General features: G+C 37.1%; 21 protein-coding genes. 17 read left to right on the top strand and 4 right to left on the bottom strand.

The window, feature by feature from the left end; translation table 11 throughout:
• The coding region (locus ACIR310F_RS22390) for a leucine-rich repeat domain-containing protein (protein ID WP_051289613.1) at positions 1-975 on the top strand (975 nt) is incomplete at its 5' end.
• Between the two features lie 201 nt (positions 976-1,176).
• On the opposite strand, the gene ACIR310F_RS0112320 is transcribed toward ACIR310F_RS22390, so the two are convergent.
• From ACIR310F_RS0112320 to ACIR310F_RS0112310, 3 genes are all read right to left on the bottom strand, one after another.
• Complete coding sequence (locus tag ACIR310F_RS0112320; protein WP_028084092.1) at positions 1,177-3,558, bottom strand: phosphoketolase family protein; 2,382 nt, start codon at positions 3,556-3,558, stop codon at positions 1,177-1,179.
• A 298-nt stretch (positions 3,559-3,856) separates the two neighbouring features.
• Entirely contained in the window at positions 3,857-5,008 is a 1,152-nt protein-coding gene (gene dnaN / locus ACIR310F_RS0112315) for a DNA polymerase III subunit beta (RefSeq protein ID WP_028084091.1), read from the bottom strand.
• Between the two features lie 86 nt (positions 5,009-5,094).
• Positions 5,095-5,856, bottom strand: coding sequence for a DUF1995 family protein (locus ACIR310F_RS0112310; protein WP_028084090.1), 762 nt, complete (start codon positions 5,854-5,856; stop codon positions 5,095-5,097).
• Positions 5,857-6,052: 196 nt separating this feature from the next.
• Here ACIR310F_RS0112310 and ACIR310F_RS0112305 point away from each other — a divergent pair, with 196 nt between their 5' ends.
• Complete coding sequence (locus ACIR310F_RS0112305; protein WP_028084089.1) at positions 6,053-7,387, top strand: DEAD/DEAH box helicase; 1,335 nt, start codon at positions 6,053-6,055, stop codon at positions 7,385-7,387.
• Between the two features lie 361 nt (positions 7,388-7,748).
• Here the strand turns inward: ACIR310F_RS0112305 and ACIR310F_RS0112300 are convergent, their stop codons facing one another.
• Positions 7,749-8,891 carry a cysteine desulfurase family protein gene (locus ACIR310F_RS0112300; protein ID WP_028084088.1) on the bottom strand — a complete coding sequence of 381 codons (1,143 nt, stop codon included), beginning with the start codon at positions 8,889-8,891 and terminating at the stop codon, positions 7,749-7,751.
• Between the two features lie 161 nt (positions 8,892-9,052).
• Here ACIR310F_RS0112300 and ACIR310F_RS0112295 point away from each other — a divergent pair, with 161 nt between their 5' ends.
• The 15 genes from ACIR310F_RS0112295 to ACIR310F_RS22375 all read left to right on the top strand — a co-directional run bounded on the left by ACIR310F_RS0112295 (position 9,053) and on the right by ACIR310F_RS22375 (position 22,881).
• The gene (locus ACIR310F_RS0112295) at positions 9,053-10,684 is read left to right on the top strand and encodes a DUF655 domain-containing protein (RefSeq protein WP_028084087.1); all 1,632 of its coding nucleotides are present in this window, start codon (positions 9,053-9,055) and stop codon (positions 10,682-10,684) included.
• Positions 10,685-11,060: 376 nt separating this feature from the next.
• On the top strand, positions 11,061-12,371 hold the full coding sequence (locus ACIR310F_RS22385) for a glycosyltransferase family 4 protein (protein WP_035367934.1): 1,311 nt from the start codon (positions 11,061-11,063) through the stop codon (positions 12,369-12,371).
• Between the two features lie 162 nt (positions 12,372-12,533).
• Entirely contained in the window at positions 12,534-12,959 is a 426-nt protein-coding gene (locus ACIR310F_RS0112285; RefSeq protein WP_028084086.1) for a hypothetical protein, read from the top strand.
• Position 12,960: 1 nt separating this feature from the next.
• On the top strand, positions 12,961-13,926 hold the full coding sequence (locus ACIR310F_RS0112280) for a GDP-mannose 4,6-dehydratase (protein ID WP_028084085.1): 966 nt from the start codon (positions 12,961-12,963) through the stop codon (positions 13,924-13,926).
• Positions 13,923-14,759 (top strand): ABC transporter permease, encoded by an 837-nt coding sequence (locus tag ACIR310F_RS0112275; protein ID WP_028084084.1) that lies wholly within the window; start codon positions 13,923-13,925, stop codon positions 14,757-14,759. Before ACIR310F_RS0112280 ends, ACIR310F_RS0112275 begins: the two co-directional genes overlap by 4 nt.
• A gap of 284 nt (positions 14,760-15,043) precedes the next feature.
• Entirely contained in the window at positions 15,044-15,811 is a 768-nt protein-coding gene (locus ACIR310F_RS0112270; RefSeq protein ID WP_028084083.1) for a Uma2 family endonuclease, read from the top strand.
• Positions 15,812-16,328: 517 nt separating this feature from the next.
• Complete coding sequence (locus tag ACIR310F_RS0112260; RefSeq protein ID WP_028084082.1) at positions 16,329-17,090, top strand: Uma2 family endonuclease; 762 nt, start codon at positions 16,329-16,331, stop codon at positions 17,088-17,090.
• Between the two features lie 21 nt (positions 17,091-17,111).
• A complete protein-coding gene (locus ACIR310F_RS0112255) occupies positions 17,112-17,741 on the top strand; it encodes a hypothetical protein (RefSeq protein WP_028084081.1) in 630 nt (209 codons plus the stop codon).
• 91 nt (positions 17,742-17,832) lie between these two features.
• The gene (locus ACIR310F_RS0112250) at positions 17,833-18,285 is read left to right on the top strand and encodes a DUF29 domain-containing protein (protein ID WP_028084080.1); all 453 of its coding nucleotides are present in this window, start codon (positions 17,833-17,835) and stop codon (positions 18,283-18,285) included.
• A 78-nt stretch (positions 18,286-18,363) separates the two neighbouring features.
• Entirely contained in the window at positions 18,364-18,669 is a 306-nt protein-coding gene (locus ACIR310F_RS22380; protein ID WP_028084079.1) for a DUF29 domain-containing protein, read from the top strand.
• Between the two features lie 102 nt (positions 18,670-18,771).
• On the top strand, positions 18,772-18,936 hold the full coding sequence (locus ACIR310F_RS25605) for a DUF29 family protein (protein WP_155963782.1): 165 nt from the start codon (positions 18,772-18,774) through the stop codon (positions 18,934-18,936).
• Positions 18,937-18,978: 42 nt separating this feature from the next.
• Entirely contained in the window at positions 18,979-19,587 is a 609-nt protein-coding gene (locus ACIR310F_RS0112235) for a hypothetical protein (protein ID WP_331271311.1), read from the top strand.
• 33 nt (positions 19,588-19,620) lie between these two features.
• Entirely contained in the window at positions 19,621-20,235 is a 615-nt protein-coding gene (locus tag ACIR310F_RS0112230) for a retropepsin-like aspartic protease (protein ID WP_028084077.1), read from the top strand.
• Between the two features lie 231 nt (positions 20,236-20,466).
• Positions 20,467-21,735 carry an ABC transporter ATP-binding protein gene (locus ACIR310F_RS0112225; protein WP_028084076.1) on the top strand — a complete coding sequence of 423 codons (1,269 nt, stop codon included), beginning with the start codon at positions 20,467-20,469 and terminating at the stop codon, positions 21,733-21,735.
• A 30-nt stretch (positions 21,736-21,765) separates the two neighbouring features.
• On the top strand, positions 21,766-22,881 hold the full coding sequence (locus tag ACIR310F_RS22375) for an FkbM family methyltransferase (protein WP_051289611.1): 1,116 nt from the start codon (positions 21,766-21,768) through the stop codon (positions 22,879-22,881).
• Positions 22,882-22,905: the final 24 nt, after the last annotated feature.

Raw genomic sequence — 22,905 nt, 5'->3', positions numbered from 1 at the left:
GTAACAACTACTAAAACTCCTGCTAAAAAACCTGTAACAACTACTAAAACTCCTGCTAAAAAACCTGTAGCAACTACTAAAACTCCTGCTAAAAAACCTGTAGCAAATGTAGAAATACCCATGATAAATGAACAAGCACCTGAGAAAAAACCTGTGACAAATGTAAAAACAACAAAGGATTTTTTACAATGGTGTGACCCAAAAGCCAAGTTACCGCAAGAGACAAGATACACAGTTGAAGTATTATTACAAATCGCTGGTACAAAAAACTGTACTCAAGCCAATCAAAGACTGATTAAATTGACTACTCTTAACCTCTGGAAAAGTCAAATTAGTGATATCAAACCTTTATCAAGCTTGACTAATTTAACTGCTTTGAACTTGTGGGAAAATCAAATTAGTGATATCAAACCCTTATCAAGCTTGACTAATTTAACTTCTCTTGACTTAGGAGGAAATCAAATTAGTGATATCAAACCCTTATCAAGCTTGACTAAGTTAACTACCCTGAATTTGTGGGAAAATCAAATCAGTGATATCCAACCCTTGTCAAACTTGAATAATTTAACTTTTATCTCCTTGTGGAAAAATCAAGTTAGCGATATCCAACCCTTGTCAAACTTGAATAATTTAACTTTTATCTCCTTGTGGAAAAATCAAATTAGCGATATCCAACCCTTGTCAAACTTGAATAATTTAACTTTCCTGGACTTGAAAGAAAATCAAGTTAGTGATATTAAAAGTTTGTCAAACTTAACTAAATTGACTGCTGTTTATCTGGGAGGAAATCAAATCAGTAATATTCAATCTTTGTCAAATCTGACTAAATTAACTGCTGTTTATTTGGAGAAAAATCAAATCCAAAATATTCAATCTTTATCTACTTTGGAAAATTTACGGACTCTTAAAGTTCAGAATAACCCGCTTTTTTCTAAACAATGTCCTATACAACCAGAGTCTATTTGTAAGTTTTAGTAAGTTTTAGTTTCAAAAGCGATTAGACATCGCGTCTACACAGACAAAACCCACCTTCCTGGGTTAAGAACCTTAATTTTGTGTTACAGGGTACTTCAAAAGTCGTGATTGATGTCTCAAATATTTTTGACCCCTCCCTAACCCAGCAGGGATTTGGGGGTGGGGTTTTATATCTTAATTCAACCCAGAATGACTCAATTATTAATATGGCCAAGTCCAGTCACGGATTTCTGGCATATCTTCACCATGTTTCTGGATATAATGCTTATGTGAAATCAACTTATCTTGCAATTTTTGTTTAACATAAGCTGCTTGATAACCTAAGTTTGGTACACGGTCAATCACATCCATAACTAAGTGGAATCTATCTAAATCATTCATGACCACCATATCAAAAGGTGTGGTTGTTGTTCCTTCTTCTTTATAACCACGGACATGAATATTCTGATGATTTGTATGTCGATAAGTGAGACGATGAATTAACCAAGGATAACCATGAAATGCAAAGATAATTGGTTTGTCAGTTGTGAAAATTGTATCAAAGTCTTTATTACTTAAACCGTGAGAATGTTCGCTTTTTGGTTGTAGTGACATTAAGTCAACAACATTGACAACTCGCACTTTTAAATCTGGGAAATTTTGACGTAAAATATCCACTGCTGCTAAGGTTTCCAAGGTGGGAATATCCCCAGCACAAGCCATAACTACATCTGGTTCACTGTTTTGGTCATTACTAGCCCATTCCCAAATTCCTAAACCTTTAGTAGTGTGTTTAATAGCAGAATCCATGTCTAAATATTGTAATGCGGGTTGTTTCCCAGCCACAATCACATTCACATAGTTACGACTCCTTAAACAATGGTCGGTTACTGATAGCAATGTGTTAGCATCTGGGGGAAGATAAACACGAATGATCTCCGATTTTTTATTAATTACATGATCAATAAAACCAGGATCTTGGTGAGAAAAACCGTTGTGATCTTGCCGCCAAACATGAGAAGTGAGAAGATAATTTAAAGATGCAATTGGTCTTCTCCAGGTAATATGACGAGTTGTTTTCAACCATTTAGCGTGTTGGTTGAACATCGAATCAATGATGTGAATAAAGGCTTCATAGCAGGAGAAAAAACCATGACGACCTGTTAACAAATATCCCTCTAACCACCCTTGACAATTGGTTTCGCTGAGGATTTCCATAACTCGACCGTCGGGAGCTAAATGGTCATCTTCGGGAAGAATTTCCCCATCCCAAGCGCGATTTGTCACTTCAAATAAAGGGTCTAGACGATTTGATGCCGTTTCGTCAGGACCAAAAACGCGGAAGTTGCGGCTTTCGTCATTCAGTTTCATGATGTCGCGGACAAACTTACCAGTAACTTTTGTTGCTTCAGCGTTAATTGTTCCCGGTTTATGTACTTCTACGGCATAGTTAGTAAAATCAGGCATTTTCAATTCACGCAGCAAAATTCCGCCATTTGCGTGGGGGTTGTCTCCCATGCGACGCTGACCTTGGGGGGCTAATTCTGCGAGTTCGGGAATCAGTTGACCATTGGTATCAAATAGTTCTTCTGGTTTGTAGCTTTTGAGCCAATCTTCTAATAGTTGCAGATGTTCCGGTTTACCAGCTATATCACTAAAAGGGACTTGGTGCGATCGCCAATAACCTTCTGTTTTCTTCCCGTCCACTTCCTTGGGACCTGTCCAACCTTTAGGAGTGCGGAGGATAATCATCGGCCATTGTGGTCTTTTTTGAAACCCATGTACTCGCGCTTCTTGTTGAATACCCTGAATTTCATGGATAATAGTATCTAATACTGCTGCCATTTGTCGATGAACTTCCGTAGGATCTGCACCTTCAACAAAGTAAGGTTTATAACCATAGCCGATAAATAGACTTTCTAACTCGGCATCAGGTATCCGTGCTAATACTGTAGGATTGGCAATTTTGTAACCATTCAAATGCAGAATTGGTAACACCGCACCATCAGTAACAGGGTTAATAAATTTGTTAGAATGCCAACTAGTAGCTAAGGGTCCAGTTTCCGCTTCTCCGTCACCCACAACCGCAGCTACAATTAAATCAGGGTTGTCAAATACCGCCCCATAAGCGTGAACTAAAGCATAGCCTAATTCTCCCCCTTCATGGATAGAACCGGGGGTTTCAGGGGCGACATGACTAGGAATACCACCAGGAAAGGAAAATTGCTTAAATAATTTTTGCATTCCTTCAGCATCTTGAGAGATATTAGGGTAATACTCACTATATGTTCCTTCTAAGTATGTATTGGCGACCAGTCCCGGTCCACCATGTCCTGGTCCAGCGATATAAATGGCATTGAGGTCGTATTTTTTTATAACTCGGTTCAAATGGGCATAAATCAAATTTAGTCCTGGAGTAGTTCCCCAATGTCCCAATAGTCTTGGTTTGACGTGATCTTGTTTCAGAGGTTCTCTGAGTAAGGGATTATCAAGCAGGTATATTTGTCCAACAGAAATGTAGTTAGCAGCACGCCAATAAGCATTAATTTTCCTGATTTCTGTATCTGTCAACGGCTGAGGTGAGGTTATGGTTATTAATGTCATTATCAACTCCAAAAAGGTATTTGCACCAAACAAGCTTATTGTAACTATAATTGTTTCTTCAGGACAAGCTAAGTATTTTTTGGAACTAATAGACTGATAATCATCATATAATGACAATGCCAGCATGGATTATTTTTAGTACCAAGGTGAAAAAAGCAATCTTATAGTACAGAATAATGGGATAAACAAGGATGAATAAACTGAAAAATTTTTCCCGTCAAGAGTAGATATTATCAAGGGGAATTAGAAAAAAGTTAGGGAACGCATAAACAAACATACGTTCTCTAACAAATAAAATCTAATTTCTCAGTTGTACAGGCATAGCTAAATAAGTCATTTTTAAACCACCCAAGGGAGTGAAAATAACTGGAGTTAAACTTTGATTTAGGTGCATTTGAATTTCTGAAGATGGTAGTTCTTTCAAGCCTTCCATGAGATATTTAACATTAAAAGCAATGTCTATATTTTCTCCCGAAATTTGTGCCGGTATTGATTCTGTTCCACTACCTACATCTTGCGCTTCACAAGATAAAGTAATTTCTTGATTAGCATTATCAATACTAACTTTGACAATATTATTTTTCTGGTCTGCTAACACAGCAATTCGTTCTAAAGTGCTGATAAATTGCTTTCTTTCTAATGTTACTTGTCGTTCAAATTGTCGCGGAATTAATTGCCGATAAGCGGGATATTGTCCTTCTAATGTCCGGCTTGTTAAACGTTGAAATGCCCAAGCAAATACAACCTGACCTTGATCAAGATATACATCTACTGTTTCTTCAGATGCGGAATTATGCCCTAACATCTTTTGTAATTCACGCAATGCTTTCGCCGGTACTGTGACTTCTACTTGTTCGCTACCTTCCACAGAACGCTCATTTGTAGTTTCTAGCACTGCTAAACGGTGTCCATCAGTAGCAGCAAATTCTAATGTATCCTGTTTTAATGTTAAATGTACACCTGTGAGAACTTGCTTAGTTTCATCCGAACTAGTAGCAAACAAAGAACCTTTCAAACCTTCAACAAGTGCCGCAGTAGTAATGGTAATCGCTTCTGCGTTTTCAATTACGGGTAATTCGGGAAATTCTTCCGCACCCATAGCCCGCACTTGATAACGTCCACTTCTGGGCTTTAGTGTTACAAGTATACCTTCTCCACTACCGTCTCCTGATTGATCATCAAGGGTGATTTCCCCTTCTGGTAAGCGAGAAGTGATATCTACAAGTAGTTTGGCCGGGAGAGCAATTTCCCCACTTTCTAATACCTCAGCACTAAAACTAGTACGAATACCTAAACTCAAATCAAAGGCTGTTAAACTGACTTGATTAGTCTGAGCATCGGCTTGTAATAATATATTAGCAAGCACCGGGTGAGTTGGTCGAGATGGAACTGCACGACTGACAAGGGAAAGATTACTACTGAGATCACTTTGGGAACAAATTAATTTCATCTTTAAATTCAATAATGGGGGAATTGGTTATTGTAATTGGTAATGGGTAATTAGGTATTCACCAATTTTCCCATCACTACGTGATTCTAATTGCTTAAAGCTTTAATGAACCGCTCTAAACTCTTAAATACACTGGGTTTTTTAGCAGGTGTCCCGTCGCTGGTGTTTTCCTTTTGTCCCCCCATAAGAATTGCGTCTAATTCGTCACCAGATGGTTTTTTAGGGAGTTCCGCAACTTTTTGATATTCTCCCTCTGTTTCTAACCATACTTCCCATTGTCCAGGATAGCAACGAAATAGGGCAGATTGATCATCTACAGCACGGATATAGTAAGAAGATTCAATGGTACTAATAAAGCGACGACGGGTTTCCCTGGCTGTGTAACCAATACCGACGATACTAGAATCTTCCAACCGGGGAGTTAACATAATTACCGGGCGTTCCCCTATAATTTCACACAACTTTTCTAATTGTGGTACTTCTACGGAAGTTGGGGCAATAAACAGGAAAATTTCATCTTCTGGCTGAATTTTCGCTGCTAAGGAAGCAGCCCTACCTGTACCGATATCTAAAATTTTCTCGCGGACAAGATTAATGCCTAAGTTAGACTCTGCTGATGTCCAGTCACGACGAGCTAAAGCAGCCGCACCCGCGTCAGCAAAGAAGACTTTTAGACCGGATTCATATTCAGTAAATAAAGGGAGAAACTGTTCTGCAACTGTCATGAATTTGAGTTCTGGAAATAATAACTCAACTTGAATCCGCATTATACCATCAGCTACAGCTGATTTTACCGCTTCACAGGACTGAGCGATCGCATCTTCTAGGGTTTTAGGTAGTTCAGCCATAATTTACAAAGTCTTACTAAAGTCGCTGGGTGAATATCTAATTCTCTCACTATAGTTATTTAATTCTGCTATAATAGGGTACTATGGCATTTGCGCCTAGTCTTGGTGCTTGCTGCCCATTGAGTATTTTAAACCATTCGTCCGCCTAAGACTGAAGCCGTGACCGGCGACAGGCCGATGTTATTTCTGGAGTTATATGTCTTTTTCTCATCTCGGCTTGTCCCCTGAAATCGTCCGTGCTGTCACTGAGCGAGGATATAGTCAGCCTACACCAATTCAAAAACAGGCTATCCCTGTGGTATTATCTGGTGGTGATATTTTAGCTGGAGCGCAAACGGGTACTGGTAAAACCGCCAGCTTTACTCTACCGCTGCTACATAAGTTATCTACTCACAAGGTTCAAAGCAATACTAACGGATTTTTACCAATTCGGGCATTAATTCTTACACCTACGCGAGAACTCGCAGCCCAGGTACAAGAAAGCGTCCGCGACTATGGTAAATACTTAAATCTCAATTCCATGGTCATGTTTGGGGGAGTCAGTATTGGTCCCCAAAAACAGAAATTGAGAACCCGTGTAGATATTTTAGTATCAACCCCCGGACGACTGCTAGATCATGTTCAACAAGGAACTGTGAATTTATCCTGTGTAGAAGTGTTGGTATTAGATGAAGCGGACCGAATGCTAGATATGGGTTTTATTAATGATATCCGGCGCATTCTCTCGCTTTTACCCAAACAGCGGCAAAATTTGTTATTTTTTGCCACATTCTCGGATAAAATTAAAACTCTCGCAGCCGGGTTACTAAATAACCCAACAATGATTGAAGTAGCACAGCGAAATGTCACCGCCGCCACAGTATCACAGAAAGTTTATCATGTAGACCGGGAGCGGAAACGACAATTACTTTCCCATTTAATTCGAGAAAATAAATGGTATCAGGTATTGGTCTTTAGCCGCACTAAATATGGTGCTGATAGGTTAGTGAAGCAGTTGGCTGAAGACCGCATTCAAGCGCTGGCTATTCACGGTAATAAGAGTCAAGGAGCGCGAACCCACGCCCTAGGTAAGTTCAAAGCAGGGACACTACAGGTATTGGTAGCAACGGATATTGCCGCCCGTGGTCTTGATATTAGCGAATTACCTTATGTCATTAACTATGATTTACCGAATGTACCAGAAGATTATGTACATCGCATTGGTCGGACTGGACGCGCTGGATCAGAAGGTGAAGCGATTTCCCTCGTCTGTGTTGATGAACATCATTTATTAGCGGATATTGAGGAACTAATTCAGCAGCGTTTACCGAAAGAAGTCGTCGCTGGTTTTGCTGTCAACCCGGAAATTAAAGCTGAACCCATTCCTAACGGACGTAAAGCCCCTACTGGTGGTGCTTCCCGCAGTCCTCGTTCTGTTTCCCAAAAATCCCCTCAACAGCCTTCGTCACGGACAGCAGCAGGAGGTAAAAAATCTGGTTCTGGTTCTGGTTCTGGTTCTTCAACACCGCGTCGTTCTGGTAAGGGTAGGTAATAACCGACTTGGCTGCATTGCTGAATATTATGAATGTATATCACCCAGAGGATATCTAGGTATAAAGAGGTCTTGCTGATAGCGTAGCGTGGCGTTAGCCATATAAACCTAAAACCATTTATTAACAAAGGGTTTCGCGGATTTTTACCACAAAAAAGTGCCAGGGTTTGGCTAATGGCGTCTCAAAATGAATTGCATTTTTCTTTGTCGGATTTGGAAAATTGAGGATATCCAGACAGTTAAAACTGTTCCCTGTTCCCTGTTCCCTGTTCCCTGTTCCCTCCCCTCACAGACAAATTATTCAGCAAGCCCTAAAGAGTAACAGCTTGAGCAATAGAGTTTTGACTTTTCCTGGTTATTCTTAATTCAATCTCTGCAAAACCTGTTTCAAAACCATTGCTGTCCAGTCAATATCCGCTGCTGTTGTTTGTTTTCCTAAAGTTAATCTAATTCCCCCCAAAGCCGCTTTTTCAGAATATCCCATTGCTAATAAAATCGGACTAGGGCTTAATTTTCCGCTATGACAAGCAGCACCAGCACTAATACCAATACCTGCTAAATTTAACTGACGTACCAAAGTTTTTCCGCTGATTTTTTCCCCGTCCGCAGTTGCTAAATAAAAACTAAGATGGTGGGGTAATCGGTTAATTCTGTCTCCTGTGGGTATTAAACTGGGAATATCTGCTAAAATAGCAAATAAGCGATCGCGTAATTCCATTAATCTCACCCTTTCCGTCTCTAATTCCCGTGCTGCTAACTCCGCAGCTACCCCAAACCCAGCAATAGCGGGGGTTGCTTGCGTCCCTGAACGCAGTCCAGCCTCCTGTCCACCCCCAGCCAACAACGGTTTTATTTTCACCCCCGGACGTACATATAAAGCTCCTGCTCCCAAGCCACCATATAATTTATGACTAGATATACTTAATAAATCTACTGACAAACTCTGTACATCTATCGGTAAACGTCCAGCAACTTGCACCGCATCAGTGTGAAATAAAGCACCGTGGCTTTCAGTTATTTTACTTAATTCATGAATGGGTTGGACTGTTCCTACCTCACTTTGTCCATAAATCACAGATACCAACACTGTATTATTTTGCAATACGGCCTTTAGTTCTTCAGGGTTGACTATTCCTTGATAATTTACACCCAAACGAGTAATTTCCCAACCCCAATTTTCTAACATTTTCGCCGGTTCAGAAATAGCCGAATGTTCTACACTGGAAATAATTATATGCTGGGGAGCATTGTAACATCCCGCCACCCCCATCATCGCTAAATTGTTCGCTTCCGTTCCCCCAGAAGTAAAAATAATCCCTTCGGGAACAGCATTAATTAACCCCGCGACTTGCATTCTCGCTGTTTCCAAAACCAATGCGCCACGGTTGCCCCATTCATGTAAACTAGAAGGATTACCCCACTGTTGAGTTAAGATTGTCTGGATCATAGCGATCGCTTCTGGACGAGTGGGAGTAGTTGCACTATAGTCTAAATATACTTGCATAAAAATTAATCATTGAGTGGGAGCAATAATTTACTCATTGTCTTTTTTAGTTAAAAGTTTCGCGCCAAGTCGCAAACAAAAAAAAGAAATTAATTCAGATTGTGATTGAATTATACTAAAATCATATTCAAATCCCTGTAATTTACTTTGATCAAATCGCCGTGTCTATTTTCCCACAAATGCGCTATTTTTCCTGTATATTTTTGTTGCTATTCACTCTGACTATTTGTGAACGAGTCAAATCAGGAAATCAACTTTTAACACCATTACCACAAGATCCTTTAATTCAAGTTTACTTTAATAATTCTGAATCTTCCGAATATCGGGAAACCTATCGTCAAAAAACTCGCCTAGGGGACGATTTAGAAACGCAAATTGTTGATACTATTGCTCAAGCTAAATCTACTGTTGATATAGCTGTACAAGAATTGCGTTTACCCAAAATTGCCCAAATATTAGCACAAAAACAAAAAGAAGGCGTAAAAATTAGGTTGATTTTAGAAAGTAATTATTCTCGTCCTTGGAGTAGTTTCACTTCCGCAGAAATAGCCAAATTAGGAAAAAGAGAACAAGAACGATATCAAGATTTTCAGAAATTTGTTGATATCAATCAAGATCATCAAATCACATCAGAAGAAATTAGTCAACGGGATGCTTTATTAATTGTTAAAAATGCCCAAATTCCCTTAATAGATGATACTGCTGATGGTTCAAAAGGTAGTAATTTAATGCACCATAAATTTGTGGTCGTTGATCATCGTTTTGTGATTATTACTTCTGCAAATTTTACCCTCAGTGATACCTCTGGAGATTTTACAAATCCTAGTAGTTTAGGAAATAACAATAATTTGCTAAAAATTGATAGTCCTGAATTAGCAACCTTACTCACTCAAGAGTTTAATATTATGTGGGGTGACGGTGTAGGAGGAAAACAAGATAGTAAATTCGGACTTCAAAAACCTCCCCGTCAACCCAAAACAATCACATTAGGTAATAGTAAAATCACAGTTCATTTTTCCCCAATTTCTCCCACTCAACCCTGGAATCTTAGCAGTAATGGGTTAATTGATCAAACTTTATCCACAAGTACAAAAACCGTTGATTTAGCATTATTTGTATTTTCTGATCAACAACTTGCTAATACCCTGGAAAACCTACATGATCAAGAAGTCCAAATTCGAGCTTTAATTGAACCACAATTTGCTTATCGTCCCTACAGTGAAGCTTTAGATATGATGGGATTTTCTTTAAGTGATAACTGTAAATATGAAGTTGATAACCGTCCTTGGAAAAATCCGATTTCTACCGTGGGAGTCCCCATTTTACCCCAAGGTGATTTATTACATCATAAATTTGCAGTTATTGATCATCAAACTGTAATTACAGGTTCACATAACTGGTCAGAAGCTGCTAATCATGGTAATGATGAAATATTAATTGTCATTGAAAATCCTACCATAGCAAATCATTTTCAGCGCGAATTTAATCGGCTCTATAGTAAAATAAAGACCGGTTTACCAGCAAATATTCAATCTAAAATAGACGCAGAAGTTAAACAATGTCCCCAAATACAAAAACCATCATCTTCGACAATTTCTACTCCTACTAAAATTAACCTCAATACCGCAACTCAAGCAGAACTAGAAACTCTTCCCGGAGTTGGTAAAAAGTTAGCCCAAAAAATAATTATAGCCCGACAACAACAAAAATTTACTTCCTTAGAAGATGTTGGCAAAATACCGGGAATTAGTGATAAAACCTTAGCTAAATGGGAGGGAATCATAACTTGGTAAATATTTTTTTAACGAACCGCAGACGATACAGAGGTCTGGGAAAAGCAGATTTTTATCTCTTATTTATTACGGATTTATTACGGATATTTATTACGGACTTTGTTTTTTCATAAAAGCAGTATTTTATACCTAAAAACATGATTCTCTCTTCAAAGTATCCGAAAACTATTAACTTTTGTTAAGTTAACTTGCATTGTTTTCGTGATGGTGTTAGTGTTATTAGTAACATTGCTAGTTGTGTTTTATGCCAAAAACTTTGACATCACTAGACTCGCAAAATAGTTGTGTGTATAACTAATATAGTTATTTATATCATCAGGTTTTATCTGGTAGAATGTTTATGGTAACAAACAACCTAATCAGTTTAATCAGTAAGATGCCATTAAAATCTTCCCTTAATAGATTAAATCAAGTTCATGCGTCTCAATTGTCTGAATTGGGCAATAATTTAATGAATATATCTATAATCACAGAGTTTTTCCCACCAGACTATGCGGCCACAGGACAGTTAATTGAGGAATTAATAAAAGAGCTAGAGAAACAAGGAGTCACAATTAGAGTATTAACAGGACAACCAGGGTACGCGTTTACTAAATCTGAAGCACCAGCATCAGAACAAATAGGTGATATTCTCGTTCGCAGATCCCGGTCTACCCAGATTTGGAGTGGAAGAATTCGTGGTAAAGCTGTAGGAGGAGTTTTATTTACACTGCGGGCTTTTCTGCATATTCTTAGGAACTACCGCAAATCAGATGTATTCTTATTAACTTCAGCACCTCCATTCTTACCAGTGGCAGCATATTTTAGTCATTTATTATGGAAATTTCCTTACGTATGTTTAATTTATGACCTGTATCCAGATATTGCGATCGCCCTGGGAGTAGTTACGAAAAATCACTGGTTAGCAAAATTTTGGCAAGCAATCAACCGCAAAGTTTGGCAAAATTCTCAAGGTATTATCGTCCTGAGTCCTGCCATGAAAGAGCGAGTCATAGAAATTTGTCCAGAAGTAGCTGACAAAGTTTCCGTAATTCATAGTTGGGGAGATCCTCAACTCATTGTCCCCATAGCCAAAGAGAAGAACTGGTTTGCCAAAAAACATAATTTAGTCAACAAATTTACAGTCCTTTATTCTGGTAATATGGGCAGGTGTCATGATCTAGACACCATTTTAGCAACTGCTCAACAACTGCAAAACCAGCCTATTCAGTTTGTTTGTATAGGTGGTGGACCCAAAAGGGAAAGCTTTATTCAAGACGTAGCTCGTTTAGGACTAAAAAACTTTCTCTTTCTCCCCTATCAAGAAAAAAGCGTATTACCATATTCCCTAACAGCTTGTGACTTATCATTAGTCAGTGTAGAAAAGGGTCTAGAAAGTTTAGTTGCTCCTAGCAAACTCTACCCAGCTTTAGCAGCCGGAAGACCCATAGCAGTTATTTGTCCGCAAACTTCCTACTTGCCAGAGCTAATAGCAGATGGTAAATTTGGAATTGCCATTGAGAATGGAGATAGTAATGCTTTATCTGAATTTATTCTCCAGTTAAACAGCCATCCCCAAATGGCTGAAAAAATGGGTCAGTCCGCCCGCAAATATTTACAATCAAAATTTACGCTAGAAATTATAGCCAAACAATACATTCATGTGCTACAATCTTCCAAGAATAGAAATTGCTCCGGTGACAATTAACCTTGTTTAAAAATGTATAGATAATTACAATATAACCACTGTAAAAAAATTAAATATCTCAGACTAGAATCAGGAGTTGGGCTTCGATGGTCGTATTGATCTCAGTCTCTCCCATGCAACCTTCTTGCGATCTATTTTTTAGTTATTGATCAGGGGGCCAAAGTGCAGAAAAGGTGTAACAAAAATCGCAAGCGTTCTCAGCGCAGAGCCATATACTGTCCAATCCATAACTGCTATATGGATAGTGTTAGCCAGAAATACGGACTGTTTGCCGAAAAACCTGGACAACTACAAGAAAGGGGTGTAGCCCGCCGAGAAGCGATGATTTTAGTAGCAGCTAAAACCACAGTTTCTTTAGAAGGTGAGTGGTTAGAGGCTTTTTGGTGTCAAGAGTGTCAGGAAACTAGATGGTATCATGTACACAAACTTAAATCCAAGTATGAGTTATACCTGGCTTCAGCGGAAATTTGGCAACAAGCCACAGGTGTGATTGATCCCCATCGTAATCCATCCGTAGGAGAGTTTACCTACAGGCAATCTCGGACACTCAATGGTAACAGTGTTAAAGATTTTTCGATTATGAATTGATATGAAAAAAGCTCTGATTTGTGGAGTATCTGGACAAGATGGAGCTTATCTGGCTCAATTCCTTCTTAACCAAGGCTATACAGTCTGTGGAACATCGAGAGATGCCCAAATTTCGCCTTTCCAGAATTTAGTTTACTTAGGCATTAAAGACCAAGTAAAGCTAGAGTCAATGTCCTTAACTGACTTTCGTAGCGTCTTACAGGTACTCACAAAAATTCAACCAGATGAAATCTATAATTTAGCAGGACAAACTTCCGTAGGGTTATCTTTTGGACAACCAGTGGAAACCCTAGAAAGTATAGCTACGGGAACACTTAATTTATTAGAGGCCATTCGCTTTTTAGGCGCGGCAATTAAAGTTTACAATGCAGGATCGAGTGAATGCTTTGGTGATACTGGGAATATAGCAGCGGAAGAAACAACACCATTTCGCCCCAGAAGTCCTTATGCTGTAGCTAAAGCCACTGCTTTTTGGGAAGTAGCTAACTACCGAGAAGCTTACGGTTTATTTGCTTGCTCAGGAATTTTATTTAATCATGAATCTCCGCTACGTCCAGAAAGATTTGTGACACAAAAAATTGTGGCTACTGCTTGTCGTATTGCCCAGGGTAGTCAGGAAAAATTATATTTAGGTAATATGTCAATTCAGCGGGACTGGGGTTGGGCGCAAGAGTATGTGGAAGCCATGTATTTGCTGTTGCAGCAAGCACAGCCCGATGATTATGTGATTGCGACGGGAGAAAGCAGTTCCTTAGCAGATTTTGTCAATACTGCATTCACATCTCTAAATTTAGACTGGCATGATCATGTAGTTGTTGACAGTAGTCTGTTTAGACCTACAGATTTAGCTATAGGTAAAGGTAATCCCAATAAAGCAAAAAACCAGTTAGGATGGGAAGCTAAGTATAAAATGCAGGATGTAGTGAAAATGATGGTGAAAGCAAGGTTGTCAAAATCAAAATCATGAAACAAACCACTTCCCAGCCAGAACTGATAATAGAAGCAGGGCGCACAGAAAAGCAATATTGGCAAGACTTATGGCGATATAGAGAATTATTTTACTTCCTAGCTTGGCGAGATATATTAGTTAGATATAAACAAACAGCTATTGGTATAGCTTGGGCGCTGATTCGTCCATTCTTAACAATGGTAGTCTTTACAGTAGTATTTGGACAATTAGCTAAATTACCATCAGCAGGTGCGCCTTATCCAATATTAGTATTTTCTGCCATGTTGCCTTGGCAATTCTTTTCCAATTCTCTGTCAGAGTGTAGTAATAGTTTAATTACCAATGCTAACTTACTATCTAAAGTCTATTTTCCTAGATTGGTAGTTCCTACAAGTGCGGTAGTAGTGAGCTTTGTAGACTTTATGATTTCTGGAATGATTTTACTGGCTTTAATGGCATGGTATAACTTTGTTCCTACTTGGCGGATTTTAACTTTACCATTGTTTATTGCTGTTGCCTTTGCTGCTTCCATGGGAGCGGGTTTGTGGTTAGCATCATTAAATGTCCAATATCGAGATTTTCGCTTTATTGTGCCATTTATTGTCCAATTTGGTTTATATATTTCCCCCGTAGGATTTAGTAGTAGTATAGTCCCACAACAGTGGCGGTTCATATACTCATTAAACCCTATGGTAGGAGTAATTGATGGTTTTCGCTGGGCAATTTTGGGTGGTAACTCCCAGTTATATTTACCGGGTTTTATTCTCTCTATGGCTCTAGTATTTTTACTATTAGTGAGTGGAATTTGGTATTTCCGCAAGATGGAACGGACATTTGCGGATGTGATTTAGATTTTTTGATAAAATGGCAAAGTAATTGGTGGCTAACGTTTATGTCTAAATCTTCTCCCTACGAAGCGGTTTTGAGGTGGATAGGGATCTAAATGCGGCAATTAATTTATCGCGTCAGGCTAAGGCGTGAAAGTCTACCGAGGGATAACCGCTCCCATGCTCCCATTGAAGTAGAAAATAAAGTCTAGTTTTGTCTAGGTTTTATATAGCAGATATTAAATCCTGAGTTCTTGTGCAATACTACAGATGATTTTGAGAGAGCGGTTATAGGGAGTTAATCAACTATGTATCAAACAGATCCACCATTACCTCCTCAACAAACACTGCCAACGATGTATGATTTACCTAGCGAAGAGGCAGAGGAGCCAGGGTTGCCAGACGAATTTCACCTTTTACAACCAGAATTATTGCGTAGTACCTTTCGTCCTCCTTCTTATACAGAAGATAATGTATTTACAGCCAGCGACTTAAACTTATACTATGACAGCAAGCATACACAATGGTATAAAAGACCAGATTGGTTTGCAGTATTAGGAGTATCTCGTTTTTATGAACAAACAGAACTGAGATTAAGCTATGTTACCTGGTGTGAAGGAACATATCCCTTTGTAGTAGTAGAACTAATATCACCAGGAACAGAAAACGAAGACTTAGGTAAAAACTTACGGGAAATTAATCAACCTCCCAATAAATGGACAGTATATGAGCAAATTCTGAGAATCCCCTATTATTTTGTCTATAACCGCTATACCAACGAGTTCCACTGTTTTGGGTTAGTAATGAACCGTTATCAACCACTATCTATCAGTGGACTAGGGGTATGGTTAGAAGAAGCAGAATTAGGTTTAGGATTATGGGAAGGAGAATATCAAGGATTAACCAGACAGTGGTTACGTTGGTATGATAAAGATCATAACTGGTTGCCTACGCCAGAAGAAAGAGAAAAACAACGGGCAGAACAGGAAAAGCAACGTGCTGAACAAGAAAGGCAACGTGCTGATTTAGCTGAAGCAGAGTTAGTAAGATTACGACAGTTATTAGCAGAAAGATAACAGTATTTACTTTTACTTGTTCTTGTTCTTGATTGAGACTCTAAATAAGTAAGTAATTTGAAAACGGTGATGACTATTTCCTAGTCACAATCTCTAAAAATAGATAGTGATATTCAGCTTATTTGCTATTTAGATATCCGAGATCGCCAAGAAGTGCTAAATTTAATTGCCAGTCTCCAATCAGATTATCGTGCCACAGCCATTCCTTTTGATGATTTTGATGCAAATGCAGTAGGAACTCTGAATTGACCAGAAGGCCTCTTCCCCTGAGAAGAGACAAAAATTTATGAAATCTTAAATTAGTCCTTGGGGATTGTAAAGTTATTTGAAGATAAACAATTAAGGGGAAAAAATGAACGAAAATTGTCGAGCGTAGACATCGCCCTTGAAGAATAGAGACCCTAAATTTTTATTTAGTCCACGCAGCTAGACTTTGTTTGTGTAGTAGCGATTTATAATCGCCGATAGGGTAGTTAAACTCATAGATAATCATCCAAAGCATCAGGAGAACAAATCCATGGCAGCAATTACAGCCCGCGAACTAGAGTTGCAAATGCCCGATGCCAGTAAACTTTTAAGTGATGAACCAGAAATGGAAAGCTCCCTGCACTATATGCAGTTATTACTGCTAGTCAGCGGACTAGAATGGGCATGGCAAGAGCGGGATGATTTTTTCATTGGTGCAAACCTGACCATTTACTTCAGTCGTCAGCAACTCAAAAATCGTGAGTTTCGAGATCCAGATTTTTTCTTAGTCAAAAACACCACCAGAGAACCACGCAACTCCTGGGTGGTGTGGGAAGAAGACGGGCGTTATCCCGACCTGATTATTGAATTACTGTCCGACTCCACCGCTAATGTAGATCGCACCACCAAACTCAACTTATACGCAGAAAGATTTCATACCCCTGAATACTTTTACTTTTCACCCGAAACCTTAGAATTTGCAGGCTTTAGACTAGAGGATAATAAATATCGCCCCATCACGCCCAACGCCCAAGGATGGCTATGGAGTGAAGCCCTGGGCTTTTTCCTGGGTATTGACAATGGCCAATTGCGTTACTTCTCCTTAGAAGGAACTATCATCCCTACCCCCCAAGAAGCAGCCAAAAATGAAATACTCAAAGCCAACCAAGCAATTCAAATAGCAGAACAAGAATCCCAAAGGGCAGAACAAGAAGCCCAAAGGGCAGAACAAGAATCCCAAAGGGCTGATTTAGCAGAAGCAGAATTAGCTAAATTAAGACAGTTAATAGCAGAAAAAAGAATTAATTTGTAAGCAAAATTAAGGTTATAAAAAATGGCTTACAGTGACTTTACTCTAGACAAAATCACTAAAATATTTGGCATTAATATTGAAGAAAGAACAAATGTTTTCACTGCTTTAGACCAGTTAACAGTTGATGCTTTTTTTATCAAATATTTACAAAATAATATTCCCTTAGCTCAAGCAATTAGTACAGAAAAAGCCAAATCAGAAATGATTATTGCGCCTGTTTTAATTGAAGTCAGAAGATTATTAGATAATAAAATTAGTTTATTCTCAGGAATTGATTTTAATGTTAATATTGAGCAAGGTTTAAATGGATTTTGCGATTTCTTAATCGGTCTATCATCTCAACAGTTATATGTAACATCTCCCGTGATTGCCTTGGTGGAGGCAAAAAATGATAATCTTAAACAAGGATTCGCGCAATGTATTGCAGAAATGATTGCTGCTGCTCAATTAAATCAATCCGAGGGAAATAATGTTGAAAATATTTATGGTTGTGTTACCAATGGTAATCAATGGGTGTTCTTGCAATTAACTGGTAATCTAGTGGTAGTTGATTTAGATGAGTATTACATAAATCAACCAGAAAAAATTATTAGTGTATTTGTGAGACTAATTAAGTCGGAGTTAGAGTCTAATCCGCAACAAATCAGCTAAATTAAGTTAATTACTAGCAGAACAGAGAATCAATTTATAGAGATTTCTGTCCACCAAACATCAATATTTAAACTGTATTTGAGTAAGTAAAATGCAACCTACACCAGCAAATTACGATATTTATGAACAAGATTATCCTGAATGGTTAGATATTACCCTTAACCAACTACAAAATCGGGATTTAGAAAATATTGACTGGGAACATTTAATTGAGGAAATCACTGCATTGGGAAACGAACAACGACATAAGGTAGAAAGTTATTTGAGACAACTTATTAAACACTTACTTCTTTATCAATATTGGGAAAGTGAGAAATCCTATTGTGCTAAAGGATGGATTGAAGAAATTGATAATTTTAGGTCTGAATTAGATTCATTATTGGAGTCTAAAGTTCTTTATAATCATTGTGCAAAAATACTGGATAAGATTTACATTAAAGCTAGAAATAATGCCATTCGTAAATCTGAACTATCTCCAGCAATCTTCCCTGAAAATTGTCCTTATTCCTTAACAGAGATTCTCAATCCTGAATGGTTACCTTGATCACAAGAAATCTAAATAATCAATTATGTTAGATTCTAAACAAGAGTTAAATAACTTATACCATCAAGATTTCTACCAATGGATAGAAACTACTCTTTTATTCATAAAATTCAGCATCAAAATTTAGATCAATTAGATTGGAAAAACTTAATCCTAGAGTTAGAAGATTTGGGTAATTCTCAAAAGCATGAATTAGAAAGCCGATTGCTAGTATTATTTGAGCATTTATTAAAATTGCCATATTGGCAAGAAGAAAGAGAATATAATATTCCTGCATGGCAGGGTACAATTATAGAAGAAAGAAAACAAATTCAGAAACTTTTAAAAAGAAATCCTAGTCTTAAACCTTTCTGGTTAGAGATACAGCACTTCCCGATGTTATGAGGTACAAGAACCCCACCCCCAACCCCCTCCAATATCAAAAGTTTAGCCTTTTCTTCCCCCCGCTGCGGGGGGATTGAGGGGGGTGCGAGGAGGGGGCTTAAGATGTACCTCATAAAAGCGGAAACCCCTGTATTTTCAGAAACATATCAAGATGCTAGAGATATTACCATAGTCAAAACTGGATTGGATGCTGGGGTTTTTCCTAGAGAAATATTTTGTACTCCTGAGCAAGCTATAGATGAAAACTGGCAACCAGAGGAGGTATAATCATGGTGTAATGTAAACAATGCCTTAATTTTAAGCCAATCAATGATACCTAAAATCAAAATATTACAAGAGGATCAATCTTATACCTTTAGTTCTTACTTTGATTTACCCTATGAAACTGATGATATTTTAAGAGAATTTGATTATTCATTTATCAAAACAGAGTTATCTTTGCCACAAACAAGTCAATGTATAGATGAACTGTTACTAGTTAAAGAAAAAATCAGAAAAATTTTACCTTTGATTAGTTTAAGTAGTGAAACTGCGAGACGAGAAACTTTAGTAGCTCCCGTTTTGTTGGAAATTATTGCTATCTGTAATTGTCAGCTAAAAATTGAATATCCGTTAAGAGTGAATGAGCGGTTAAAAGAAACTTTAGATTATTTATTAGAATCTAAACATAATTTATTAGTAATTGAAGCAAAGAAAGATGATTTAACCAAAGGTTTTACACAACTAGCGGTGGAATTAATTGCTTTATCTCAAGTCAGAGATCAAGATATATTTTATTGTGCTGTGACTATTGGAAATTTGTGGCAATTTGGGAAATTAGATAAAATGGAAAAAACTATCTATCAAGATTTAAACCTTTTTAAAATTCCAGATGATTTGCTAGATTTAGGTAAGGTTTTATTAGGAATTTTAGGATAAAATAATTTTACAGGATAGCCATTAGCAAAAACTATGAAGGAAAAATACAATAGTCCTAAAGAATGGCGTAAGGCAAATTACGGAAAACTAAAACAATATCGTGGAGAATGGATTATTTACACCAAGGATGGTATAGTAGCTCATCACCAAGATTATAGAATAATGACACAGCAAATTGACCTTCAGAAATTAAACCCTTCTGAATACATTACTGAGCGTATCTACGAAAACGAATTTATTGAGCCAGTTAAGTTTTTACCCGTGCGGTTTAGAACAGTGAAAAAACATGATTGGCAACCAAAATATGAAGTATGTTTGACATTTCAAAATACTAAAATTTTGGAAATGCTGGTAGATTCTGGTTCAGATATTAGTCTAATTACCTTGTATTTAGGTACAGATTTAGGATATACCCTCTCTCAAGGAGAACTTCTTAGTAATGGAGAGGGAGTAGGGGGGAGTGTTCAATATGTACTCCGACAAGTTGAAATGCAGATTGATAATTATACCTTTTCTGCTCCTGTTGCCTGGTTACAAAATGAGGATTGCCAAGAAGTTTTATTGGGTAGGGAAGTTGTGTTTGATTTATTTGATATTGAATTTAAACAAGCTGAGGAGAAAATCCTATTCAAATATAGGGGTAATTAACAAATGTTTAAATTCATACAATAAAAGTTTTTTATAAATTTTTACCATGACTAAATAATCATTTGTTCATGTATAAAAGTTTTAAAATTCTCCTTAATAAAGAGCAAATTCTAAAATTACAGTAATGTAAATGTAAAAGATGTTGAATTTACGAAAAACTTTTTAAGCATTGAAAAACTACTAACTCATTTATCAAATTAGTATTGTTGAAATTCTTAGTTAATTGATACCATGTCAGATACAGTTATTCGAGTTGAAAATCTAGGTAAAAAATATATTATTGGACATCAACAACAGGAACGTTATACAGCACTGCGAGATGTTATTACTAATAAGGTTAAATCTATTGGTAGTCTCATTAATCCTCAAGCTAAGAATGAAAATCCTGCTTTTGAGGAATTTTGGGCTTTAAAGGATGTATCCTTTGATATTAAACAAGGTGATAGAGTAGGAATTATTGGGCGCAATGGAGCAGGAAAATCAACATTGCTGAAGATTTTAAGCCGTATTACTGAACCTACTACTGGAAGTATTAAAATTAAGGGTAGGGTTGCCAGTTTATTGGAGGTAGGAACAGGGTTTCATCCAGAGTTGACTGGGAGAGAGAATATATTTCTCAATGGTGCGATTTTAGGAATGGGTAAGGAGGAAATTAAACAGAAGTTTGATGAAATTGTGGCGTTTGCTGAGGTGGAAAAGTTTCTGGATACGCCAGTAAAGCGGTATTCTTCGGGGATGTATGTGCGGTTGGCGTTTGCGGTGGCAGCGCATTTAGAACCGGAGATTTTGATTGTGGATGAGGTTTTGGCGGTGGGGGATGCTGCTTTTCAGAAGAAGTGTTTGGGGAAGATGGAGGATGTGGGGAAGCAGGGAAGGACGGTTTTATTTGTAAGTCATAATATGACAGCATTAAGAAGTTTATGCGATCGTAGTATTCTTCTCAAACTAGGAAGTGTATTATGCCAAGGTGAAACAAATAAAGTGATTTCCCAGTATTTAGATACAGTAATTACATCCCTAGATATGGAAAAACACTGGGATGATCCTGCTAATGCTCCTGGTAATGAAAAAGTTCGCTTAAATTATATTGGTGTTTTTCCTAATAATGATACCTTAAATCATGAACTCACTATAGAAACACCATTAATAATTGAATGCAGATATTGGAATTATCTTGATGGTAAAGAACTAAATTTTAGTTTGCATCTCCTTAATATGGAGGGTTTTTGTATTTTTGCATCAGTTTCTGACTCTATAATTACTCCTTCAGGATTAATTAAAGGAAGTTGTTATATACCTAGTAATTTTCTTAATGATGGTAGTTATCAAATAATGTTAATGATAGTTCAAGATACCTCTACTGTTATATGTAGTTTTCATGATATAATAACATTTACTATTCATGATATTGAAAGGCATGGGAATTGGCATGGTAAATGGCCAGGTATAGTTAGACCAAATCTAGCTTGGAAAGTAGAAAATCTAAGTCAACATATTTAATTTTTACAATCAAAAATACAACGAAAATTTATGAAAACCTCTAATTTTAGTGACTCTTTGCTTAGAGAATTGATAAAAAACATTAATAATATTTTCTTTGATAATGTTAGAACTTATACAAGTAAACATTATGAATATAATTTACTTGTGAGATTTTTAAGAAAACTTATTCATAATTTTCGATTATTATCATGTTCCAAACAAGAAAAATTCTATAGTGAATTATCAGGAATAATACACCAATATATTCTTGCAAATAAAGAATTTCATAATATATATGAAATTTTAGATGATGACTACTCTCGCAACTTATTATTAAATGTAGTAGCATACCGAATATTAGGTTGCAGGCGATATAAGCTACCCTTAAATAATCCTGAATATTGGCAATTATTGCGAAAAATAGAAAAAAGTTCAGATTTGAGAAACTACATCGATCCAAACTTTCTAAACTTTAAACTATCCCTTTTTAATGTAGACAATGCAAAACATAACATTAGTTTATATTATATGCCAATTGGGGTTTTAAACACCTTTTATTTGAAACAGTATGTTTGCCCAAGCAATAACGCTATTAAAGCAGAAGTAGGTGATATTGTTATTGATGCTGGGGGTTGTTGGGGAGATACGGCACTATACTTTGCTAGTGAAGTAGGTGAAACAGGAAAAGTTTACTCATTTGAGTTTATACCCACTAATATTGAGATTATGAAAAAAAATCTTGATCAAAATCCGAAACTCAAAGAATCAATTGAAGTCATATCACATCCTTTATGGAGTAGTTCAGGGGAAACTATGTACTACATTGATAATGGACCAGCCAGTCGTATATCTTTTGAAAAGTTCCCTGAATCAAATGTTCAGGGTGAAACTATATCCATATCTATTGATGATTTTACTGAAAGATTTGATATCCAAAAAATTAATTTTATTAAGATGGATATAGAAGGTGCTGAACTAAATGCCCTTAAAGGATCTATTAAATCATTAAAAAGGTTTAAACCCAAATTAGCTATCTCAGTTTATCACAATTGTGATGATTTATCTAATATCTCAGAGTTTATTAATTCATTAGGATTGGACTATAAATTATACCTTGGACATTTTACAACTCATTCAGAAGAAACAGTTCTCTATGCAATTTAAGGATCATTTATTATAATATTATAA

It is taken from the genome of Dolichospermum circinale AWQC310F, from assembly GCF_000426925.1.
Taxonomy (GTDB): Bacteria; Cyanobacteriota; Cyanobacteriia; order Cyanobacteriales; family Nostocaceae; genus Dolichospermum; species Dolichospermum circinale.
Note: the sequence above shows the minus strand (reverse complement) of the source record. Positions and strands in the feature narration are given on the sequence as shown.

What these genes read in the sequence shown, in the direction of transcription:
- ACIR310F_RS0112320 (WP_028084092.1), bottom strand. Translation starts at nt 3,558, where the DNA reads ATGACATTAATAACCATAACCTCACCTCAGCCGTTGACAGATACAGAA.
- dnaN (WP_028084091.1), bottom strand. Translation starts at nt 5,008, where the DNA reads ATGAAATTAATTTGTTCCCAAAGTGATCTCAGTAGTAATCTTTCCCTT.
- ACIR310F_RS0112310 (WP_028084090.1), bottom strand. Translation starts at nt 5,856, where the DNA reads ATGGCTGAACTACCTAAAACCCTAGAAGATGCGATCGCTCAGTCCTGT.
- ACIR310F_RS0112305 (WP_028084089.1), top strand. Translation starts at nt 6,053, where the DNA reads ATGTCTTTTTCTCATCTCGGCTTGTCCCCTGAAATCGTCCGTGCTGTC.
- ACIR310F_RS0112300 (WP_028084088.1), bottom strand. Translation starts at nt 8,891, where the DNA reads ATGCAAGTATATTTAGACTATAGTGCAACTACTCCCACTCGTCCAGAA.
- ACIR310F_RS22385 (WP_035367934.1), top strand. Translation starts at nt 11,061, where the DNA reads ATGCCATTAAAATCTTCCCTTAATAGATTAAATCAAGTTCATGCGTCT.
- ACIR310F_RS0112280 (WP_028084085.1), top strand. Translation starts at nt 12,961, where the DNA reads ATGAAAAAAGCTCTGATTTGTGGAGTATCTGGACAAGATGGAGCTTAT.
- ACIR310F_RS0112275 (WP_028084084.1), top strand. Translation starts at nt 13,923, where the DNA reads ATGAAACAAACCACTTCCCAGCCAGAACTGATAATAGAAGCAGGGCGC.
- ACIR310F_RS0112270 (WP_028084083.1), top strand. Translation starts at nt 15,044, where the DNA reads ATGTATCAAACAGATCCACCATTACCTCCTCAACAAACACTGCCAACG.
- ACIR310F_RS0112260 (WP_028084082.1), top strand. Translation starts at nt 16,329, where the DNA reads ATGGCAGCAATTACAGCCCGCGAACTAGAGTTGCAAATGCCCGATGCC.
- ACIR310F_RS0112255 (WP_028084081.1), top strand. Translation starts at nt 17,112, where the DNA reads ATGGCTTACAGTGACTTTACTCTAGACAAAATCACTAAAATATTTGGC.
- ACIR310F_RS0112250 (WP_028084080.1), top strand. Translation starts at nt 17,833, where the DNA reads ATGCAACCTACACCAGCAAATTACGATATTTATGAACAAGATTATCCT.
- ACIR310F_RS22380 (WP_028084079.1), top strand. Translation starts at nt 18,364, where the DNA reads ATGGATAGAAACTACTCTTTTATTCATAAAATTCAGCATCAAAATTTA.
- ACIR310F_RS25605 (WP_155963782.1), top strand. Translation starts at nt 18,772, where the DNA reads ATGTACCTCATAAAAGCGGAAACCCCTGTATTTTCAGAAACATATCAA.
- ACIR310F_RS0112235 (WP_331271311.1), top strand. Translation starts at nt 18,979, where the DNA reads ATGATACCTAAAATCAAAATATTACAAGAGGATCAATCTTATACCTTT.
- ACIR310F_RS0112230 (WP_028084077.1), top strand. Translation starts at nt 19,621, where the DNA reads ATGAAGGAAAAATACAATAGTCCTAAAGAATGGCGTAAGGCAAATTAC.
- ACIR310F_RS0112225 (WP_028084076.1), top strand. Translation starts at nt 20,467, where the DNA reads ATGTCAGATACAGTTATTCGAGTTGAAAATCTAGGTAAAAAATATATT.
- ACIR310F_RS22375 (WP_051289611.1), top strand. Translation starts at nt 21,766, where the DNA reads ATGAAAACCTCTAATTTTAGTGACTCTTTGCTTAGAGAATTGATAAAA.